Source organism: Phytohabitans aurantiacus (assembly GCF_027923225.1).
Taxonomy (GTDB): domain Bacteria; phylum Actinomycetota; class Actinomycetes; order Mycobacteriales; family Micromonosporaceae; genus Phytohabitans; species Phytohabitans aurantiacus.
Window position 1 is genome coordinate 37,048 of record NZ_BSDI01000023.1, and the last position, 16,333, is coordinate 53,380.

The following is a 16,333-nucleotide window of genomic DNA, read 5'->3' on the forward strand; positions in this document are numbered from 1 at the left end:
CGTGGCGGCGAGAAACCGACAATTCAATTGACCTCGCGCGCTGCCCGCATCGATGCTGAGGAATCGTGTCTCCAGTCCTGCAAGCAGTCCGCCGGCCATCGGAGCGTGAGGGTGACGCGGTCGGCCTGGGCGCGGCCGTGCCGCTCACCCGCTTCGTCGGCCGGGTCAACGAGGTCGCCGCCCTGACCCGGCGACTGGACGAAGCACGGCTGGTGACCCTGACCGGGCCGGGCGGCGGCGGCAAGACCAGGCTGGCCCACGCCGTGTGCGACCGCCTGCGCGCCAGCCAGCCGCAACTGTCCTGGGTGGAGCTCGCCGAACTCGACGACCCGGCATTGCTGGCGCAGACCGTCGCGACCGCCGTTGGAGTGACCGACGCGCTGAAACTGGCACCGGACCGCGCGCTCGTACGCCACTTCCACGAGCGGGCGGCCCTGCTCGTGCTCGACAACTGCGAGCACCTGATCGACGCGGTCGCCGGGCTGGTCGGACGCCTGCTGCGGGCCTGTCCCCAGCTACGGGTGCTGGCCACCAGCCGCGAGCCGCTCGCCGTCGCGGGCGAGACGACCTGGGCGGTCGGCGGGCTGTCGCTGCCCACCGCCGGGGCGGCGGTGTCCGCCAGCGATCTGGCCGGCAGCGAAGCGGTGCAGCTGTTCGTGGATCGCGCGCGCCTGGTCCACCCGACGTTCGACGTCACCGACCGCAACGCCGGGACGATCGCCCAGCTCTGCCGCTGGCTCGACGGGATGCCACTGGCGCTGGAACTCGCCGCGGCCCGGTTGCGTGTCCTGCCACTCCGGCAGGTCGTCGACCGGCTCGACGACGCCTTCAGCCTTCTGGTGGCGGGCATGCGGGACGCCTCACCGCGACACCAGACGATGCGGGCGACCCTGAACTGGAGCTACGACCTGCTCTCACCGCCGGAGCGGGAGCTCTTCGCCACGCTGTCGGTGTTCCGGGGCGGCTTCACCGCGGAGGCGGCCGAGGCGGTCGCCGCGCCGGCCGGCCGTGATCAGGCGTTCGGCGATCAGGTGTTCGGCGTGCTCGCCCGGCTCGTCGAGAAGTCGCTGGTACAGGTGCACAGCGAGGGCGACGAGCGGTACCGGCTGCTGGACGTCGTCCGGCAGTACGCGGAGCAGCGGCTCGGTCCGGGCGGGCCCGATGCCGCCAGGCGGCACGCGGCCTGGTACCTGCAGGTCGCGGAGCGGGCCGACGCCCAGCTGGCCACCGACGACCAGGCGCTCTGGCTCGACCGGCTGTACCGCGATCAGGACAACCTGCGGGCCGCGCTGGCCTGGGCCCGGCGGCACGACCCGCCACTCGGCGTCCGCCTCGCCGCCGCGCTCGGCCGGTACTGCCGGGTCCGGGGCAACTACGCGGAGGGCCGGGAGTGGCTCCAGGCCGCGGTCGCGGCGGTCGACAGCGGTACACCGCCGGCGGTACACGCCAAGGTGCTGCTCGGGCTGGGCATGCTCGAATTCCTGCTGTGCGAGTACGACCGGGCGGCGGCGCGACTGCGCCAGGCACTGGACCTCTACGACCCGGCCGAGGAGCCCCGGGTCGTCGCGTCGGCTCTGCACGTGCTCGGCAGCATCGCCCGGGAGCAGGGGCGGTACGCGGCCGCGCGAGCCCGGCACGAGGAGTGCCTCGCGACGTGGCGCCGGCTCGACGACCCGGCCGGCATCGCCCGCTCGCTCAAGTCGCTAGGCTTCACGGCCTGGCTGGAGGCCGACTACCCGCGGGCCCACCAGCTCACCAGCGAAGCCCTGCGCCGGTTTCGCGACCTCGGCGACGGTGAGGGCATCGTCGGCGCCCTTGTCGACCTCGGCGCGATCACGTACCGCCAAGGCGATCACGCGGCGGCCCGGCTGCTGCTGCGGGAGAGCCTCGAGCGGTCCGAGCGGCTCGGCTCCCGCGAGGGTACGGCGTGGTCGATGGAGCACCTGGGGCTGCTCGCGGCCGCCGGCGCCGACCACCCCACGGCGGTCCGCCTGCTGCGCGGCAGCCTCATCGCGCACTACGAACTGGGCGACCGCTGCCGGACCGCCAGCGTCCTGGAGGAGCTGGCCGGCGAGCTGGCCCTCGGGCCGGACGCCCGAACCGCGGCGCGCCTGTTCGCCGCGGCGACGGAGCTGCGCACCGCCATCGGTTCACCGGTACCGCCGTGCGACCGCGACGAGCACGAGCGGCGGCGCCGCGCGATCGAGGCCGCGGCCGGACCGTCCGAAGTGGAGAGCGCGGTGGTGGCCGTGCGAGCGATGCCCTTCGACCAGGCGGTCGCGGAGGCGGTGGCGGCGGCCGACAACCTTTTGCGCGCGCCCGCGCGGGTGGCGCCGGCCGCGCCTTCCGGGCTGCGGGTCACCGCACTGGGACGGGCGCGCGTGGAGGTGGCCGGCCGCGTCGTGGGTGCCGAGGACTGGACGTACGGCAAACCGCGCGAACTCTTCTATTACCTGCTGACCAGGCCCGGCGCGACCAAAGCCGAGGTCGGTCTGGCGCTGTGGCCAGACGCCTCCGCGAAGGAGCTGCGCAACAGCTTCCACACCGGGATGAAGCATCTGCGCCGGGCACTGGGCGGCCAGCGGTGGGTGCGCTTCGTCGACGGCGGCTACCTCATCGACCGCGCGCAGGGGGTCTGGTACGACGTCGACGAGTACGAGCGCGCGGCCGAGCAGGGGTTGGCCACCGGCACGATCGCGGCGCTCGACGCGGCGGCGAGCCGCTATCCCGGCGACTTCCTCACCGACGTGGTCGTGGGCGGCTGGGCGGACGCCCCGCGCGAGCGGCTGCGCCGGCGACACGAGCAGGTGATGCTCACGCTGGGCCACCGGCAGGGGCAGGACCGCCGGTACGCCGACGCGGCGGAGACGTTCGCCCGGTTGGTGGCGCACGACCCGTTCCTGGAGGCCGCCCATCGCGGCCTGATGCGCTGCCATATCGCCCTCGGCAACCGGGCGCGCGCCATCCGGCAGTACCAGGATCTGGTCGAGCTGCTCGGCACCGGCATCGGGACCACACCCGGCCCGGAAACCACGGCGCTGTACGCCAGGCTCCGCGGGGAGTGACGGGTTACCCGGCGTGCGTTCCCGGATCGAGTACCGGCCTGCCGATGAGGTATCCCTGGCCGTACCCGCAACCGATCTCGGCCGAGATGTCGCGCTGCTGCGGGGTCTCGATGCCCTCGGCAACGACGTCGAGGTCGAGACTGCGCGCGAGGCGCACGATCCCCGCCACCAGGTCACGCTGGCGCGCCGAGGTGGCCAGCTGGCTGATGAAGAGCCGATCCAGCTTCAGGATGTCGAGTGGAGCGTGGCGCAGATAGCTCAGGGCCGAGTAGCCGGTGCCGAAGTCGTCGATCGCGATCCGCACGCCGAGGACGCGCAGGGACTGCAGGTCGTCCCACGCCTTGTCGTCGTCGCGGAGGAGCGAGCTCTCGGTCACCTCCAGGACGAGCCGGTGCGGTGGCAGGCCGGTCGTGGCGAGCACACCGTGGACGGTGTCGACGAACCCCGCCGGCTGGAACTGCCGCGGCGACACGTTGACGCTGACGTACGGCGCGTCCGCCCCCGCCGCGGCCGTCCAGCGCCGGGCCGATCGGGCCGCGGTCGCGAGTACCCAATCGCCGATCGGCACGATCAGGCCGGACTCTTCGGCGATGCCGATGAACTCGTCCGGGCTCAGCCGCCCGCGGGTCGGATGCCGCCAGCGCAGCAAAGCTTCGAAACCGGCGATGTGGCCGGTGCTCAACGCGGCGATCGGCTGATAGTCCAATGTGAGCGATCCGTCCTTGGTGGCTCCGCCCAGCGCTATCCGATCCGTCAGGGCGCTGGCCATCGACGGGTCGTAGGCGCGCCATCGCCCGAGGCCGCCCGCCTTCGCCGCGACGAGCGCGTGGTCGGCGTGCTGTAGCAACTCCGCTGCGCTGCTCGCGCCGGCGGACGTGGCGACCCCGATGCTGGCGCTGCAGGACACCGGGCCGCCGTCGAGGTCGATCGGATGTGCCAGCGCGCCGGCCACCCGGGCCGCCACCCGATCCGGCGGGTTCGCCGTGACATCGCGGATCAGGACCGCGAATTCGTCGTCGCCGAGACGTGCCGCGACACCGTCGCGCCCGACGGTTTCGCTGATGCGACGGCCCACCGCTGTCAGGACGGCGTCGCCAGCGGCCTGCCCGAGACCGTCATTGATGGCACGGAAGCCATCGAGGTCCACGAGCAGCACGCCCACGGGATCAGCCTCTGTCGCGATGGCGTGGCCGACGCGTTCGTAGAAGCGCTGCCGGTTGGGTAGACCCGTGAGCGGGTCGTGAAACCGCTGCCTTGTCAGTTCCCGCTCGAGATCGCGCTGCGCGGTGACATCCCGCAGGCTGACGACCAGCCCGCTGAATCCGCTCGCGAGCGGCAGCGGGCGGCAGGACGCCTCGACGTGCACCTTGCGGCCGTCCCGGGCGTGGATCGTCCAGTCGGCGCGACTCAACCGCGGCGGCGCGTGCGGGTCGCCGGCGCGAGCGTGGTTCAAGAGGTACTCGGCTGTTCGCCGCTCGGCTCGATCGACCAGATCGGGCAACGGGATGTCGTCGAGCACCGTCGTGCCGAAGACCGCGCGAGCGGATGGGCTCGCGTACCGGATCCGGTTGCCGTCGTCGACGATGAGAACGGCGTCGGCGGTCGGCCCGATCTGGGCGCCGAGCTCATAGGGGCTGGTGCTCCGCCCGACCGCGGTGAGCTGCCGCCGCGCGAGGAACCAGGTCGCCGCCGCCACGATCACGGCGGTGGTGACCACGGTGAGAAGGATGGACGTGGCACCCACGGGCCCGCACCCCTTTCGCGCGCGGCCGGCTACCCGGTGCGGACTCGGCCCGCCCTCGCCGGGTGCTCGGGCAAGGTGAGGATCCGCCGCAACGCACGCCCCGCGGCCTCGGCGAGGGCCTCCAGCACCGCGACCTCGCGGTCAGCGGCGCGATGCGGGTACGACCAGTACGCGCCCACCGCGCCGACCGGATACCCGTCGCCGACCATGATGGGCACCATGACGAGACTTCGCACGAACGTCGGCCGGTACGCGTCCTGCGGGACGCGCTCGTCGAGCGACGTGTCGGGGATGACGACGGTTTCCCGGTGCAGCATGGCCCATCCGCTGATGCACGAGGTGACCGGAAACCGCTCGCCCTTCCACAACGGGCTCACCGCGTCTTCGTCGGAGTAGTGGCACTGGTCGCCGTCGAGCTCCACCACCGTCGCGCCTTGAGCCTGCACAGCCGCGCGAGCACTCGTCTTCAGGATGACCTGAACCTCTTGGACGGTTTGGGCGCCATCCAGCATCGCTATCGCCCAACCAACTGAAGCTTCCGCTTTGGCACTCATGTCAACGTCCTTACCTTCCTTCATCTGCCCCAGATCGCCATGTACCTGTTCCGGTAGTCGTTGTCTGGTTCCCAGTACGTCGCGGCTCCCACGTTGGCGGTGGTCGTCAGGTGGACCGGCGGGACGAAACCGCTACTCGGTTGCTTCCCGATCGCCCGGTTCAGCTCGTCGATGACCTGCCAGCCCTGTGCCAGCAACGGTTCCGGTACGGTGGCCGCTTCGTACTGCCGGCCGCGGATCCGGTCGAACGCCACCGGATCACCGTCGCCCGCCCCGATGTTGTACGGAGGACCGCCTCCCTCCTTGCCGGCCTTGCGTAGTGCGGGCGCCGCGTCGGCGAAGTAGAGATCGTTGATGGCCACGGAATGCGTCCACGCGTCGCCGAAGCGCTCGATCAGCGATGAGACGTGTCGCGGCGTACGCGTGTTACCTTCCGGGATCGGGATGTCCTCAATGGACAGTATTCGTACTCCGCGGCATTCCCGGAGCGCGGCGCCGATCAGTTCGGACTTGTGTTTGGCGAACGGGATCGACGCGTCGGTGACGATGACCACGCCCGCGGTTCCGCCGGAGTGGCTGATGATCCACTGAGCGCTGATCCGCGCGACGTCGGCGACCTGCGTGGTGACATTGGTGAACAGTTTCGGGTTCTCGCTGGGCCCGGGGGAGCCGACCGCGTGCCAACCGACCACCGGTACACCTCGGGCGTTCGCCTCCCGCAGCTGGAGCAGCGCGACGTTGGGGTCGAACCCTCCGATGACGATCCCGTCCGGATCCAGGGCCAGAGCGTGCGTGAACGCGCTCTGGATTCCAGCGGTCGAACCTTGCCCGTCGATCAGATGCAGGTCCCATCCGGCCGCGTGAGCGGCCTCGACGGCTCCCTTGGCCACGCCCGCGACGCCGGGGTTGGTCATTGTCTGCGCGATGAACACGACGGTCTTTCCGGTCGGAGCGGTCGGGCCGGTGGTCGGGCCGGTCCACGGGACCATGGTCCCCTCGGCCGCGGCGACGGCCGCCTTCGCGTCGGCGAACGCTTCCGGGCACGCCGCCCCGTCGCCAGCCGCGGACGGCGGTGACGCATCGCCGCCGGAGCCGCTGGTGCAGCCGGTCAGCGCCGCGACGGCAACGGCGATGACGGCGCGGGCCAGTCGAGCCCGGGTCATCCGCATGTCCGCCTCCTCCACAGCAGCCGCCGACTATCCGGGACCGGCGTGCGCGCTGGGTCGCGCGAGCCACCTGGTCAGCTCCGCCGCCGGCATGGGGCGGCCGATCCCGAACCCCTGCATCTCGTCGCAGCCGAGGTCGACCAGGCACCGCGACGCTTCGGGGGTCTCGACACCCTGCGCGACGACCGTCAGACCCAGCTGGTGCGCGACCCGTATCCAGCCGCCGACGATCGCTCTGGCGAGCGGGAACTCCACGGCGGTTCCGGTGAACCTCTGGTCGATCTTCACCCGCTGTATCGGGGCCTCCGCCAGCACCGACACCGCACCGTATTCGGCGCCGAACTTGTCCACGCAGAAGCCCACGCCGGCGTCGCGCAGGCGGAGCATCGCCGGGATGGCCCGCGCCGATTCGCGTACCAGGATCGCCTCGGCCACCTCCAGTTCGAGCGCGGACAGCGGCAGGCCGTACTCGGCCGCGACGGTGCGGATCACGTCCGGCAGCGCGTCGTTGTACAGCGTGCGCGCCGATACGTTGACCGACACGCTGACCTGTACGCCGTCGGCGCGCCACTCGGCGACCTGCCGGGCGGCCTGCCGCAGCACCCACGTCGTCAACGCCGTCGCCACGGATGTGTGCGCCACGGCCGGGATGAACATGCCGGCTTCGAGCAGTCCGCGCTGCGGGTGGTGCCACCGGGGCAGGGCCTCGACGGATTTCACGGCGGCGTCCGCACCGCGGACGGGTTGGTAGAACAGCTCCAGTTCGTGCCCGGCCAGCGCCCGGCCGAGCTGCGACAGCGTGGTGACCCGCGGGTCCGGTGGCGACGTCTCGGGTGTCGCGGCATACTCGGCCACCCCGCTGCCGGAGTACTTGGCGTAGTACATCGCCTTGTCGGCCCTGCTCAACAGGTCGCTCAGTTCCGCACCGTCGGTCGGCGCCCACGCCATGCCGACGCTGGCGCCCACCTCCAGCTCGCTCCCCGCGACCATCAGCGGCTGGCGTATGCGTTTCCGGATCTCGTTCGCCACGTCGCGCGCCACGCCACGGCCGGACAGCGGCCCCAGGAGTACGGCGAACTCGTCCCCACCGAACCTGACCACGACACCCGCCGGACCGCTCGCCTCCCGGATCAGGTCGGCAGCGGCCACCAGCAACTCGTCACCGGCGGCGTGCCCCAGGGCGTCGTTGACCGGTTTGAAGTTGTCCAGGTCGATGAGCAGGAGTGCGGCCGGCCGCTCCGGTGTGGCGCGGGCCAGCGTGGGCGGCGCGACGCGGCGCAGCAACAGGCGGTTGCCGAGGCCGGTCAGGGCGTCGTGCACAGCGGCGTGATCCTGGCGCAGCTGGTGCCGGCGGACCTGGAGGATGCCGGCCAGCGCGAGCAGGAGCACGAGCGCACCGCTGGCGTAGACGAGGTTCATGGAGTGCGCCACCGGTCCGTCGACCCGGTCGCGCGGCAGCATCACCTCGGCGACGGCGTCCATGGTGCCGTCGCCGTTGGCGTCGTACGGGTGGTAGACGATGACGGTGTCTGTGGCCGCTTCCTTGTCGGTCACCGCGAACGCGTCGCCCTTCCGGGCCCGTGCCATGACATCCGGTGGCGGCGCCTCGATCGCGCTCGGCTCGACATCGCTGTACACGAGCTGCGAGGTCGCGAGGGACCAGATCGACAGGTTGACCACCTCGCCGCGGCGCTTGAGCATGATCACATCGGCGTTCAGCGCGGCGGCGTTGATCGGGTTCGTTCCGTGCGTGATGTCCGTCAGCGTCAAGCTCTGATCGATGACGAGCGAGCTGACGATCTCCACACCGTGTACCGCGTTCTGCAGGGCCCGGGACCGGATCTGCGCACGTACGGCCAGCGTGGCGGCGGCCACCGTCAAGATCACCAACGCGACCACCGCCACCAGGACCCGCCACGACGTCAGGGCCCGTGGTTCCGGCAAGGCGGCAGATCCCACATGCAAACAGTACGACTTATTGGGGTTTGATAAGAGCTAACGTTTCATGCCGTTTGCCCGAATATTGCGGCGCGTGACCGGTGCTCAGCGACGCGCTCCGCGGCCCGGAGTGCGCTCGTTGGCGGCGAGGAGCCCGGCCCGCGGTCGACCGGGCCTTGGTGGGGCCCTCGCACGCGCGACGGACGTCGGCTGCCGGCGTGCCGCCTCGGGCGAATACGAACAGCCGCAACACCAGGAAACGCCCGATCCCGGCGAGCCCGGAGGCGGCGATGTAGACGACCTGCTCCCGGAGCGTGCCGGCGGCCGGCTGCACCACGTGCAGGATGAGAATCGCGGCCGAGGTCACCAGGTAGGCGGCGCCGGCCGAGCTGGCTGACTGGATGTGCTGGCGCCATCCCGCGAACCTCCCGGTGCCGAAGGTGAACCGCGCGTGCAGTTCGGTGCCCAGCACGGTCGACGCGACGGTGATCAGCGCGTTCGCGACCGCCCAGGGCATGAGCGCGGCGAGCAGCGGCACCGCGGCGCTGGAGGCGAGCCCGAGGCCACCGCCGAAGATCACGAACCTGGCAAACGAGGCGATCGCACCGCGACCCGCTGCCCGTGGCGCGGACGCCATGGCGGGCTCCGGTGAAAGCAGCGAGGTCACGGGCGTTCCTTCCAGATCAGTTCGTGTTTCCGATGCTGGAAAGGCTACGTTGCGTTCAAGGATTGGGCAACGAGCTTGTTGCGTTGCCTCTGAATATGCCCAGCTCAAGACCAGGATTTCATTGCAACGGTGATGTGCTAAAGCAACGAAAGCCGGTCTGGACCGTTGCATTGGACTAGAGGTGAAGGCTACGGCGGGCTGACGGCGGGTGTCGCCGAACCCATATGCTGCGCCGGGTGACCGCCCGGAGCGCCGAAGACGAACCACTCAGCGCCGCCGAGCTCGGCGTCCTGTCCGAAGCCGGTCTGGCCGTGTTCGCCGGCCGGGTCGTGCTGGATGCCCAGCCAGGGATCGACGACGCGACCCTCGCGGCCGTGGGCGAGCGGTGCGCCGGGACGCTACCCATGCCGCTGGTGGCCCTGTGGCGGAGCAGCTTTGGCGGGCGGCTCGACTACGACCTGCGGGCAGACCTCGGCCCCTGGACCAGGACCCGTGGAATGCGGAAGACCCGGACTCCGGCGAGGAGCTGCGCGAGGCCGTGGACGCGCTCGCCGAAGGTGAGGACCCGGCAGCCCGGTCCGCCGCGGGCAAGCTGCGGCGGTTGATACAGGCAGCGGTGCTGGACTGGCGCGGTGCGCTGGAGGGAACCCGGACGCGGGGGTTTCGCTCTTTCTGGCCAACAGCGGCCATGAGGGCGCCGGTCTCGGGTCAGGTGTCATCGGCGGCCAGGGTGGTGACGTAGCCGACCAGCACGATCACGTGGAACAGGTACAGCCAGAGCAGCATCGCGACCACCGCTCCGACGGGATCGAAGCCGCCGAACGGCGCTCCGAGCGGCAAGGGAAGCGACGTGAACAGCACGAGCCCGTGGAGGAATCCGGAGATGTTCGCGGCCGTGAATGAGCCGGCCACCGCGGTCGCCAGCCCGCCGGGCCGGCCCGGGCCGATCACTCGGTAGACCCAGAACAGCACCGGGCTGAGCGCGAGCCAGCAGACCAGGAACGAGAGCACGATCCCGAGTACGGCCGACCAGCCGCCGTTTTCGACGAGGTGGGTAGTGAGTGGGAGCGTGCCGAGTACGGCTAGAAGGAGCGCCGGAGCGAGCCCCAGCAGGGGCAGCAGCCGCAACCGTCCCCGCCAGCCGACGAGCCGTTGCGGGGCGGCGGGGTCGGTCAGCGATACGAACGCGCGGCGGAGCCCCTCGCCGTAGAAGGTGGCTGGCAGGAGCGCGGCCAGGGCGGACGCGGGCGTGAGGTCCAGGCCGGCGTGCAGCACCGCGGCCATGGCCCGGTCGGCGCCGATCTCGCCAGGCAGCGACTCGACGGCGGTCATGCCGAGCCGTCGCAGCCGGTCCGCTCCGCCGAGCAGACCCGCCATCCAGATGGTCAGCAGCATGACCGGGACTACGGCGATCGCCGCGTAGAACGTGATCGCGGCGGCGTGCAGTGAAACGTCACGCCGGCGCAACCGCCGTCCGGCGGTGCCGACGATTTCCCACAGCTGCCGGATCATCGCCGTCCCATTTCCCTACCGAGCACGGCCCTACTCCCGGGCAACTGGCCACTCGGCGGAATTCTGGTTGGAACCGGTCCGAGTGGTCGCGCGTGTACCTCTTGACCGCGCCGTCGCGTAGGTCCCTCGGAACACTGATGTTTGGAGAGGTATGCCGATCGTTTTGGACCCAAGCCCGCTGGCGAAACTGCCGGTGTCGAGGCCGGTCGATCGCTATGACTACATCCGTGCCAGATCTGCTGGCCGGCGGGTCCTGGACCTCGGCGCGTACGACGAGACCGAGATCGTCAAGAGTCAGCACCGTTCGTGGCGGTGGCTGCACGCGCAGATCGCCGACGTCGCCTCCGACGTGCTGGGCGTCGACGCGGCTCCGCAACTGCGCGAGAAAGGCCACATCGACACGCCGGTCGGCACCCGCATCGTCTACGGCTCGGTCGACGACCTATCGGCGGTGGTCGCGGACTTCCGGCCCGACCTGATCGTGGCCGGCGAGCTGATCGAACACACGCAGCACACGCTTGGCTGGCTTTCGAGCCTTGCCAGTCAGACGCCCGGTGTGGAGTTCGTGGCCACCACGCCGAACACCACATCGGCGGTGAACGCACTGCTGGCTCTGCTGAAACGAGAAAACAACCACCCCGATCATCTGCACGTGTACTCGTACCGCACGCTCGCCACGCTGGCCAGCCGGGTTCCCTTGCGCGACACGACGATCCGGCCGTACTACTACGACCCGCACCTGTTCTACGGGCGGATGCCGGCGTGGGCGGCTCCCGCGGTGACGGCTTTCAACCGCGCTTTCCTGCGCCCGGTGCAGTGGACATGGCCGCTGACGTCCTTCGGCCTGATCCTCGACGGAAGGCTCGGCACCAGATGACCGCACCGAAGAAGACAACGATCGTAGACTTCCTACTGCATCTGCTCGCCTTCGTTTGGTATGCCGTCGCCCGAGCGCTCGGCCTGTACGGACCGGAGACCGGCCGGACGAGCAGGAACCATAAGCCTGGGTAATCGCTGCGCTGCGATCTTCGCCGTTGATCGGAACGTCTGGGCGCGCTGACGATGGTCTCCAGCAGCGCGAGCCCGCCCGGCCCACATAGTGACGTGGACAACGACATGTCACGCGGGGCCCGGAGCGACTCGTCTCCATGACATGCGCGAACAGACGGAGACGTCATGAAGATTTTCCTCGCCGGTGCCTCCGGCGCGATCGGCAGCGAGATCGTTTCCCAGCTCGTGGCGCGCGGTCACGAGGTCGTCGGCACGACGCGGTCGGCTGACAAGACCGCGCGCCTGCGGGCGCTGGGCGCCGAACCGGTCATCGTCGACGCGCTCGACCGGCGCTCGGTGGTCGACGCGGTCGCCAGGGCCGAGCCCGAGGTGGTCGTGCATCAGCTGACCGCGCTGAGCGGACCGATGGACCTGCGAAGCGCCAAGCAGATGCTGGCCGCCACCAACCGGCTGCGCGTCGACGGCACCGACAACCTCGTGGCCGCCGCCCGCGCCGCCGGCGCACGCAGGTTCGTGGCGCAGAGCAACTCGCTCTGGATGGAGCGTGCCGGCGGACCGATCGTCGACGAGAACAGCCGGCTTGAGCCGAGGCCGCCCGCGGACGCCGAGCAGACCGTGGCCGCCCTGCGCCATCTGGAGAGGGTGGTGACGGGCATCAGTTGGGCCGACGGCATCGTGCTTCGCTACGGCAGCTTCTACGGTCCCGGTACCGGCGTCAGCGCCGCCTCGGACGCCGTGACCTCCGCGCAGATCCGCCAGCGGAAGTTTCCCATTGTCGGCAAGGGTACTGGCGTGTGGTCACTGGTGCACATCGCCGATGCGGCATCGGCGACGGTCGCCGCCATCGAGCGCGGAAAGCCCGGGATCTATCACGTGGCGGACGCCGAGCCGGCGCTGGTGAGCGACTGGCTGCCGCACCTGGCCCGCGCGCTCGGCGCCAAGCCGCCCCGTCGCGTACCGGCCTGGCTCGCCGGCCTGGTGGGCGGCAAGGCCGCGGTGGACATGATGCTCCGGGCTCGCGGCATCTCCAGCGAGAAGATCCGGCGCGATCTGGGCTGGGCACCGCGGTTCCCTAGCTGGCGCATGGGTTTCACGGACGGAATGCGCTGATCCTCGGCTTGAAAGGAAACGCTCGTGAACACTGCACTGTGGATCGTCGCCGGGTTGCTGGCCACTGTCCTGCTGATCAGTACGTCCAAGATGTTCGTGCCCAGAGAGAAGATCGCCGCCGTGGGCGGCACCGCCGCGCAGTGGGTCCTCGACTTCAGCCCGGGTGCCCTGAAGGCTATCGGCGCCCTGGAACTGCTCGCCGCGGCTGGCCTGATCCTGCCGGCCGTGCTCGACATCGCGCCGGTCCTGGTGCCGGTGACAGCCACCTGTGTGGCGTTGCTGTTCACCGGCGCGGTGGTCATGCGCCTGCGCCGTGGTGAGAAAGCCGCCGTCGTGCTGGACCTGTTCTATCTCGCGCTGGCCGTCTTCGTGGCCTGGGGCCGATTTGGCCCCGAGTCCTTCACCGGCTGACCCACCGACCACAAGGGAGCATTGTGCTGACCAGGTACGCGCATTCCGTCGCGCTTCTGTTCGCGGGACTGTTCGCGGGGTTCCTCACCGCGGTCCTGGTTCTGGAGCTGTCGTTGCGAAGCTTCGACGGCGCTGTCTACACCCAGGTCCGGTTGGTGGAGCTCGACTCGCTCGACAAGCTCGCCATCGCCACGTTGCTGCCGGCGTTGATAGCCACAGTGGTGCTGGTTTTCCGGACGTTCCGCACGAACACGAGATGGTGGACCGTGGGTGCGCTGGCCCTGCTGGTCTTCGTCTTCGGAATCACCATCGTGGTCAACCTTCCGATCAACTCCGACCAGCTCGGCTGGGACGTGCAGTCGCCGCCGTCCGACTGGGCCGACGTGCGCGACCGCTGGCAGACCGCTCACGCGTTGCGGACGGTGGCCGCGTCCGTCGCGTTCGTGGCGCTCGGCTTGGCGGCCCTGCGCCCCGCCCGCAACCGATAGGCACGTTCCGCGTCGCGAAGCCGACAGTAAGAAATCCGCGGCTGGCGGTGACCCGGGGGCGCCGCATCGTCGTATGGGAGTTGGCCGCCCTCGCATGGACGGCCAGGTGCCCGGAGGGATGCGGAGATGAGCGTGAGTGGACGGATAGGCAACCGCGGTGTGCTGGTGTCCGCGGTGGTCGTGTTGGCGGCCGGGCTGGCCGTTGGCGGGGTACAGGCGGCGAACGCTTCCAAAGCGGGCCTGCCCGCGGCCGCGCCGGTCCCGGCCGCGCTGGCGGTGCCGGCCGCCGGAGTGGTGCTGGGCGGGATCGTGCTCGACGGCGTCACGGGTGAGGGCACCGCGATCGCCGGTGGCATCGACGTGGTCGGCTTCTCCGACCTGGTCAAGGCGCCGGTCGCGGCCGGCGGTGGCGGTGCCGGCAAACCGCAGGTGGCCGACCTGCAGGTGACCGGGGTGCTGGACGCGGGATACCCGGTGCTGTTCCGCAATGTCACCACCGGCCGGCACCTGCGCACCGTCGCGCTGACGCTGTGCACCGACGCCAAGCGGTGCGCGGCAACGGCGTACCTCGGGGTCGATCTCGCCGACGCGGTCGTCACGCAGGTCGCGATCGGTGCCGACGGCCAGGTCGAGTTCTTCTTCGCCTTCCGGCAGATCACCTGGAAGTTCCTGCGCAACGGCACGGTGGTCAGCCAGAGCCAATACACCGTGGTGTGATGGATCGCTTGCAGAATGACGCAACAATTTCGGGACATTCGGCGCACGGCGCTGATCTTGCGTTGTGACGCCTAGGAATTGACGGCTATACCTTCCTCCTGCTCGTGCACTGTGGGGGAGGGGCCATCGTGACCCAATGTCGTTGCTTCGGCGTGCGGTTGGACGCGGCGAACGGATACGCCAAGACGCGCACTGAGACGACGCTGACGCCACCCAGAGATCCCTGTGGAAACCTCCCGCACGTCGCCAACTCGGGCGACCAGCACCATGGAGGAATCCCCATGAGATACCTGACCCGCGCCGCCGCGCTCGCGTTCGCCCTGACCGCGGGCGCGGTGGCGGTCACGGCCGCGCCGGCCCAGGCAAACCACGTGTGCAACCTGGAGGTCGTCAGCCTCACGTCCTGGGAACTGAACGACAACGACGGCAACGACGAAATCAAGATCGGGCTCGGAGACGACATCTACGGCCCCTGGGACATGCCCGACAACTGGCTGCGCAACGCCTCGCTCGGCCAGCCCGACGAGGACTTCGTCGGCAGCATCGACGTGACCCTCTACGAGCAGGACCTCACCCGGCAGACAATCGACACCGACACGGTCACCTGCAACATCCTCGGGAACCTCACGCTGTCGCTCGACGGCCGCGGCGCCATCTACGACATGGTCGTCAACGTCACCGAGCGCTAGCACCGTCCGGGCCGCGCCGTCCGCGGCCGCCCGCGCGGTGCGCGGCGCGCCCTGCGCGCCGATCAAGGCCATTCGCATCGATCAAGGGCAAATGCACGCGGAAAAGAGATCCAACCACGTGCGTTCGCCCTTGATCGGCGGAAGCGGCGTGGCGACACGCCGTGCCGGGCCGGCCTGGGGGCGGACGCACGCGGAAAAGAGATCCAACCACGTGCGTTCGCCCTTGATCGGGAACAGAACAAAGCGATTCCGAGCTACCGCGACGCCCGCCGCGCGCAAGACCGCCGCTCCCGCGGCCTCACCCGCCGCCGTCCCACGACCCCCGCGTGTCGACCCGGCCGCGCGAAACGGACCGTGCCGCGCGCTGACGGCGTACCAGGTGCGTCAGGTAGAGGAGCGACCCGGCCAGGATGCCCATGTCGTCCAGGTAGATCGGATCGGGCAGCAGGTCGACGGGCAGGATCGTGTAGGCGAGCGCGCCGTAGAACGCCACCTTGCCGCCGGCACCCAACTCCCCGAGCAGCTTGCGGGTGCGCCACACCCGTACGGCCAGCACGATGGCGCCGATGAGCGCGGCCACCGCGACGACCGCACCGAGTACACCGACCGCGATCCAGGCCTCGCGCGACATGCCGCCACCGTAACCGAAGCCAACGAAACCCGCTTATCATCTGTTTCGATGCTCATCGAGGAGCGCGAACTGCACTACTCGCCGCACTCGCCCCTGCGCGCCTGGCGGCTGTTTCGGGTGCGCGTGTCCGATGCGGATGTTCTGCTCTCCTCGCCGATGTACCACGACCCCGACCCGCCGGCCTGGCCCGACGTCGGCAGCGTCGCCGCCTGCCACGAAGGTCACCCCGCGCCGGCACCCGGCTGCCGCTGCGGCATCTACGCCGCGGTTCGAGGAACCCTCGATTCGCTGCCCGGCTATCTGCTCGACACCGCCTACGACGGCGACCTGTGGGCGTACGCCGAGATCGCCTGCAGCGGCCGCGTCTTCGTCGACATGCGCGGCGTGCGTGCCGAATGCGCCGAGATCGTGCGCCTCGCCCTGCCGGACTCGTACTGGTCGGACTCCTACTGGTCGAACGAGGCGGCGGCGCTCGACACCGTGGAGCGGATGCTGCGCGAGCGCTACGGCGTCCCGGTCGGCGGCCTTGGCGACGTGCCTGAGTGGGTGATCAGCAACCAGCGCGATGCCGGGCGGCCACCCGACGAGGTGAGCCTCGCCCTCGACCTGGATCGGCTCGACCTGGGCTAG

The 16,333-nt window shown here is 70.3% G+C and carries 16 protein-coding genes; 9 read left to right on the forward strand and 7 right to left on the reverse strand.

Annotated features, from left to right (window positions below; genetic code table 11):
- Positions 1 to 65: 65 nt before the first annotated feature.
- Complete coding sequence (locus QMG73_RS23355; RefSeq protein WP_281898997.1) at positions 66 to 3,065, forward strand: tetratricopeptide repeat protein; 3,000 nt, start codon at positions 66 to 68, stop codon at positions 3,063 to 3,065.
- 4 nt (positions 3,066 to 3,069) lie between these two features.
- Here the strand turns inward: QMG73_RS23355 and QMG73_RS23360 are convergent, their stop codons facing one another.
- The 5 genes from QMG73_RS23360 to QMG73_RS23380 are packed head-to-tail and all read right to left on the reverse strand — an operon-like array spanning position 3,070 to position 9,134.
- Positions 3,070 to 4,809, reverse strand: coding sequence for a putative bifunctional diguanylate cyclase/phosphodiesterase (locus tag QMG73_RS23360; RefSeq protein ID WP_281898999.1), 1,740 nt, complete (start codon positions 4,807 to 4,809; stop codon positions 3,070 to 3,072).
- Between the two features lie 29 nt (positions 4,810 to 4,838).
- Entirely contained in the window at positions 4,839 to 5,363 is a 525-nt protein-coding gene (locus QMG73_RS23365; protein ID WP_281899001.1) for a GAF domain-containing protein, read from the reverse strand.
- A gap of 20 nt (positions 5,364 to 5,383) precedes the next feature.
- Positions 5,384 to 6,532 carry a substrate-binding domain-containing protein gene (locus tag QMG73_RS23370; RefSeq protein WP_281899003.1) on the reverse strand — a complete coding sequence of 383 codons (1,149 nt, stop codon included), beginning with the start codon at positions 6,530 to 6,532 and terminating at the stop codon, positions 5,384 to 5,386.
- A 27-nt stretch (positions 6,533 to 6,559) separates the two neighbouring features.
- Positions 6,560 to 8,488 (reverse strand): putative bifunctional diguanylate cyclase/phosphodiesterase, encoded by a 1,929-nt coding sequence (locus tag QMG73_RS23375; RefSeq protein WP_281899005.1) that lies wholly within the window; start codon positions 8,486 to 8,488, stop codon positions 6,560 to 6,562.
- 16 nt (positions 8,489 to 8,504) lie between these two features.
- On the reverse strand, positions 8,505 to 9,134 hold the full coding sequence (locus QMG73_RS23380; RefSeq protein ID WP_281899007.1) for a GtrA family protein: 630 nt from the start codon (positions 9,132 to 9,134) through the stop codon (positions 8,505 to 8,507).
- 236 nt (positions 9,135 to 9,370) lie between these two features.
- Here QMG73_RS23380 and QMG73_RS23385 point away from each other — a divergent pair, with 236 nt between their 5' ends.
- The gene (locus QMG73_RS23385) at positions 9,371 to 9,739 is read left to right on the forward strand and encodes a hypothetical protein (protein WP_281899009.1); all 369 of its coding nucleotides are present in this window, start codon (positions 9,371 to 9,373) and stop codon (positions 9,737 to 9,739) included.
- 103 nt (positions 9,740 to 9,842) lie between these two features.
- On the opposite strand, the gene QMG73_RS23390 is transcribed toward QMG73_RS23385, so the two are convergent.
- Entirely contained in the window at positions 9,843 to 10,646 is an 804-nt protein-coding gene (locus QMG73_RS23390; protein WP_281899010.1) for a YhjD/YihY/BrkB family envelope integrity protein, read from the reverse strand.
- Between the two features lie 151 nt (positions 10,647 to 10,797).
- Between QMG73_RS23390 and QMG73_RS23395 the strand changes: the two genes are divergently transcribed.
- The 6 genes from QMG73_RS23395 (at position 10,798) to QMG73_RS23420 (ending at position 15,072) form a co-directional block, all read left to right on the forward strand.
- Positions 10,798 to 11,523 (forward strand): methyltransferase domain-containing protein, encoded by a 726-nt coding sequence (locus tag QMG73_RS23395; protein ID WP_281899012.1) that lies wholly within the window; start codon positions 10,798 to 10,800, stop codon positions 11,521 to 11,523.
- A 299-nt stretch (positions 11,524 to 11,822) separates the two neighbouring features.
- Positions 11,823 to 12,767 carry an NAD-dependent epimerase/dehydratase family protein gene (locus QMG73_RS23400; protein ID WP_281899014.1) on the forward strand — a complete coding sequence of 315 codons (945 nt, stop codon included), beginning with the start codon at positions 11,823 to 11,825 and terminating at the stop codon, positions 12,765 to 12,767.
- Between the two features lie 24 nt (positions 12,768 to 12,791).
- Positions 12,792 to 13,178, forward strand: coding sequence for a DoxX family protein (locus QMG73_RS23405; RefSeq protein ID WP_281899016.1), 387 nt, complete (start codon positions 12,792 to 12,794; stop codon positions 13,176 to 13,178).
- Between the two features lie 23 nt (positions 13,179 to 13,201).
- On the forward strand, positions 13,202 to 13,666 hold the full coding sequence (locus QMG73_RS23410) for a DUF1772 domain-containing protein (RefSeq protein ID WP_281899018.1): 465 nt from the start codon (positions 13,202 to 13,204) through the stop codon (positions 13,664 to 13,666).
- Between the two features lie 132 nt (positions 13,667 to 13,798).
- The gene (locus tag QMG73_RS23415) at positions 13,799 to 14,383 is read left to right on the forward strand and encodes a type VI secretion system tube protein Hcp (RefSeq protein ID WP_281899020.1); all 585 of its coding nucleotides are present in this window, start codon (positions 13,799 to 13,801) and stop codon (positions 14,381 to 14,383) included.
- 281 nt (positions 14,384 to 14,664) lie between these two features.
- Positions 14,665 to 15,072: a hypothetical protein gene (locus tag QMG73_RS23420; RefSeq protein WP_281899022.1), complete on the forward strand. Its 408-nt coding sequence runs from the start codon at positions 14,665 to 14,667 to the stop codon at positions 15,070 to 15,072.
- A gap of 298 nt (positions 15,073 to 15,370) precedes the next feature.
- On the opposite strand, the gene QMG73_RS23425 is transcribed toward QMG73_RS23420, so the two are convergent.
- The gene (locus tag QMG73_RS23425) at positions 15,371 to 15,703 is read right to left on the reverse strand and encodes a DUF1232 domain-containing protein (RefSeq protein WP_281899023.1); all 333 of its coding nucleotides are present in this window, start codon (positions 15,701 to 15,703) and stop codon (positions 15,371 to 15,373) included.
- Positions 15,704 to 15,751: 48 nt separating this feature from the next.
- Here QMG73_RS23425 and QMG73_RS23430 point away from each other — a divergent pair, with 48 nt between their 5' ends.
- Entirely contained in the window at positions 15,752 to 16,333 is a 582-nt protein-coding gene (locus QMG73_RS23430) for a hypothetical protein (protein ID WP_281899025.1), read from the forward strand.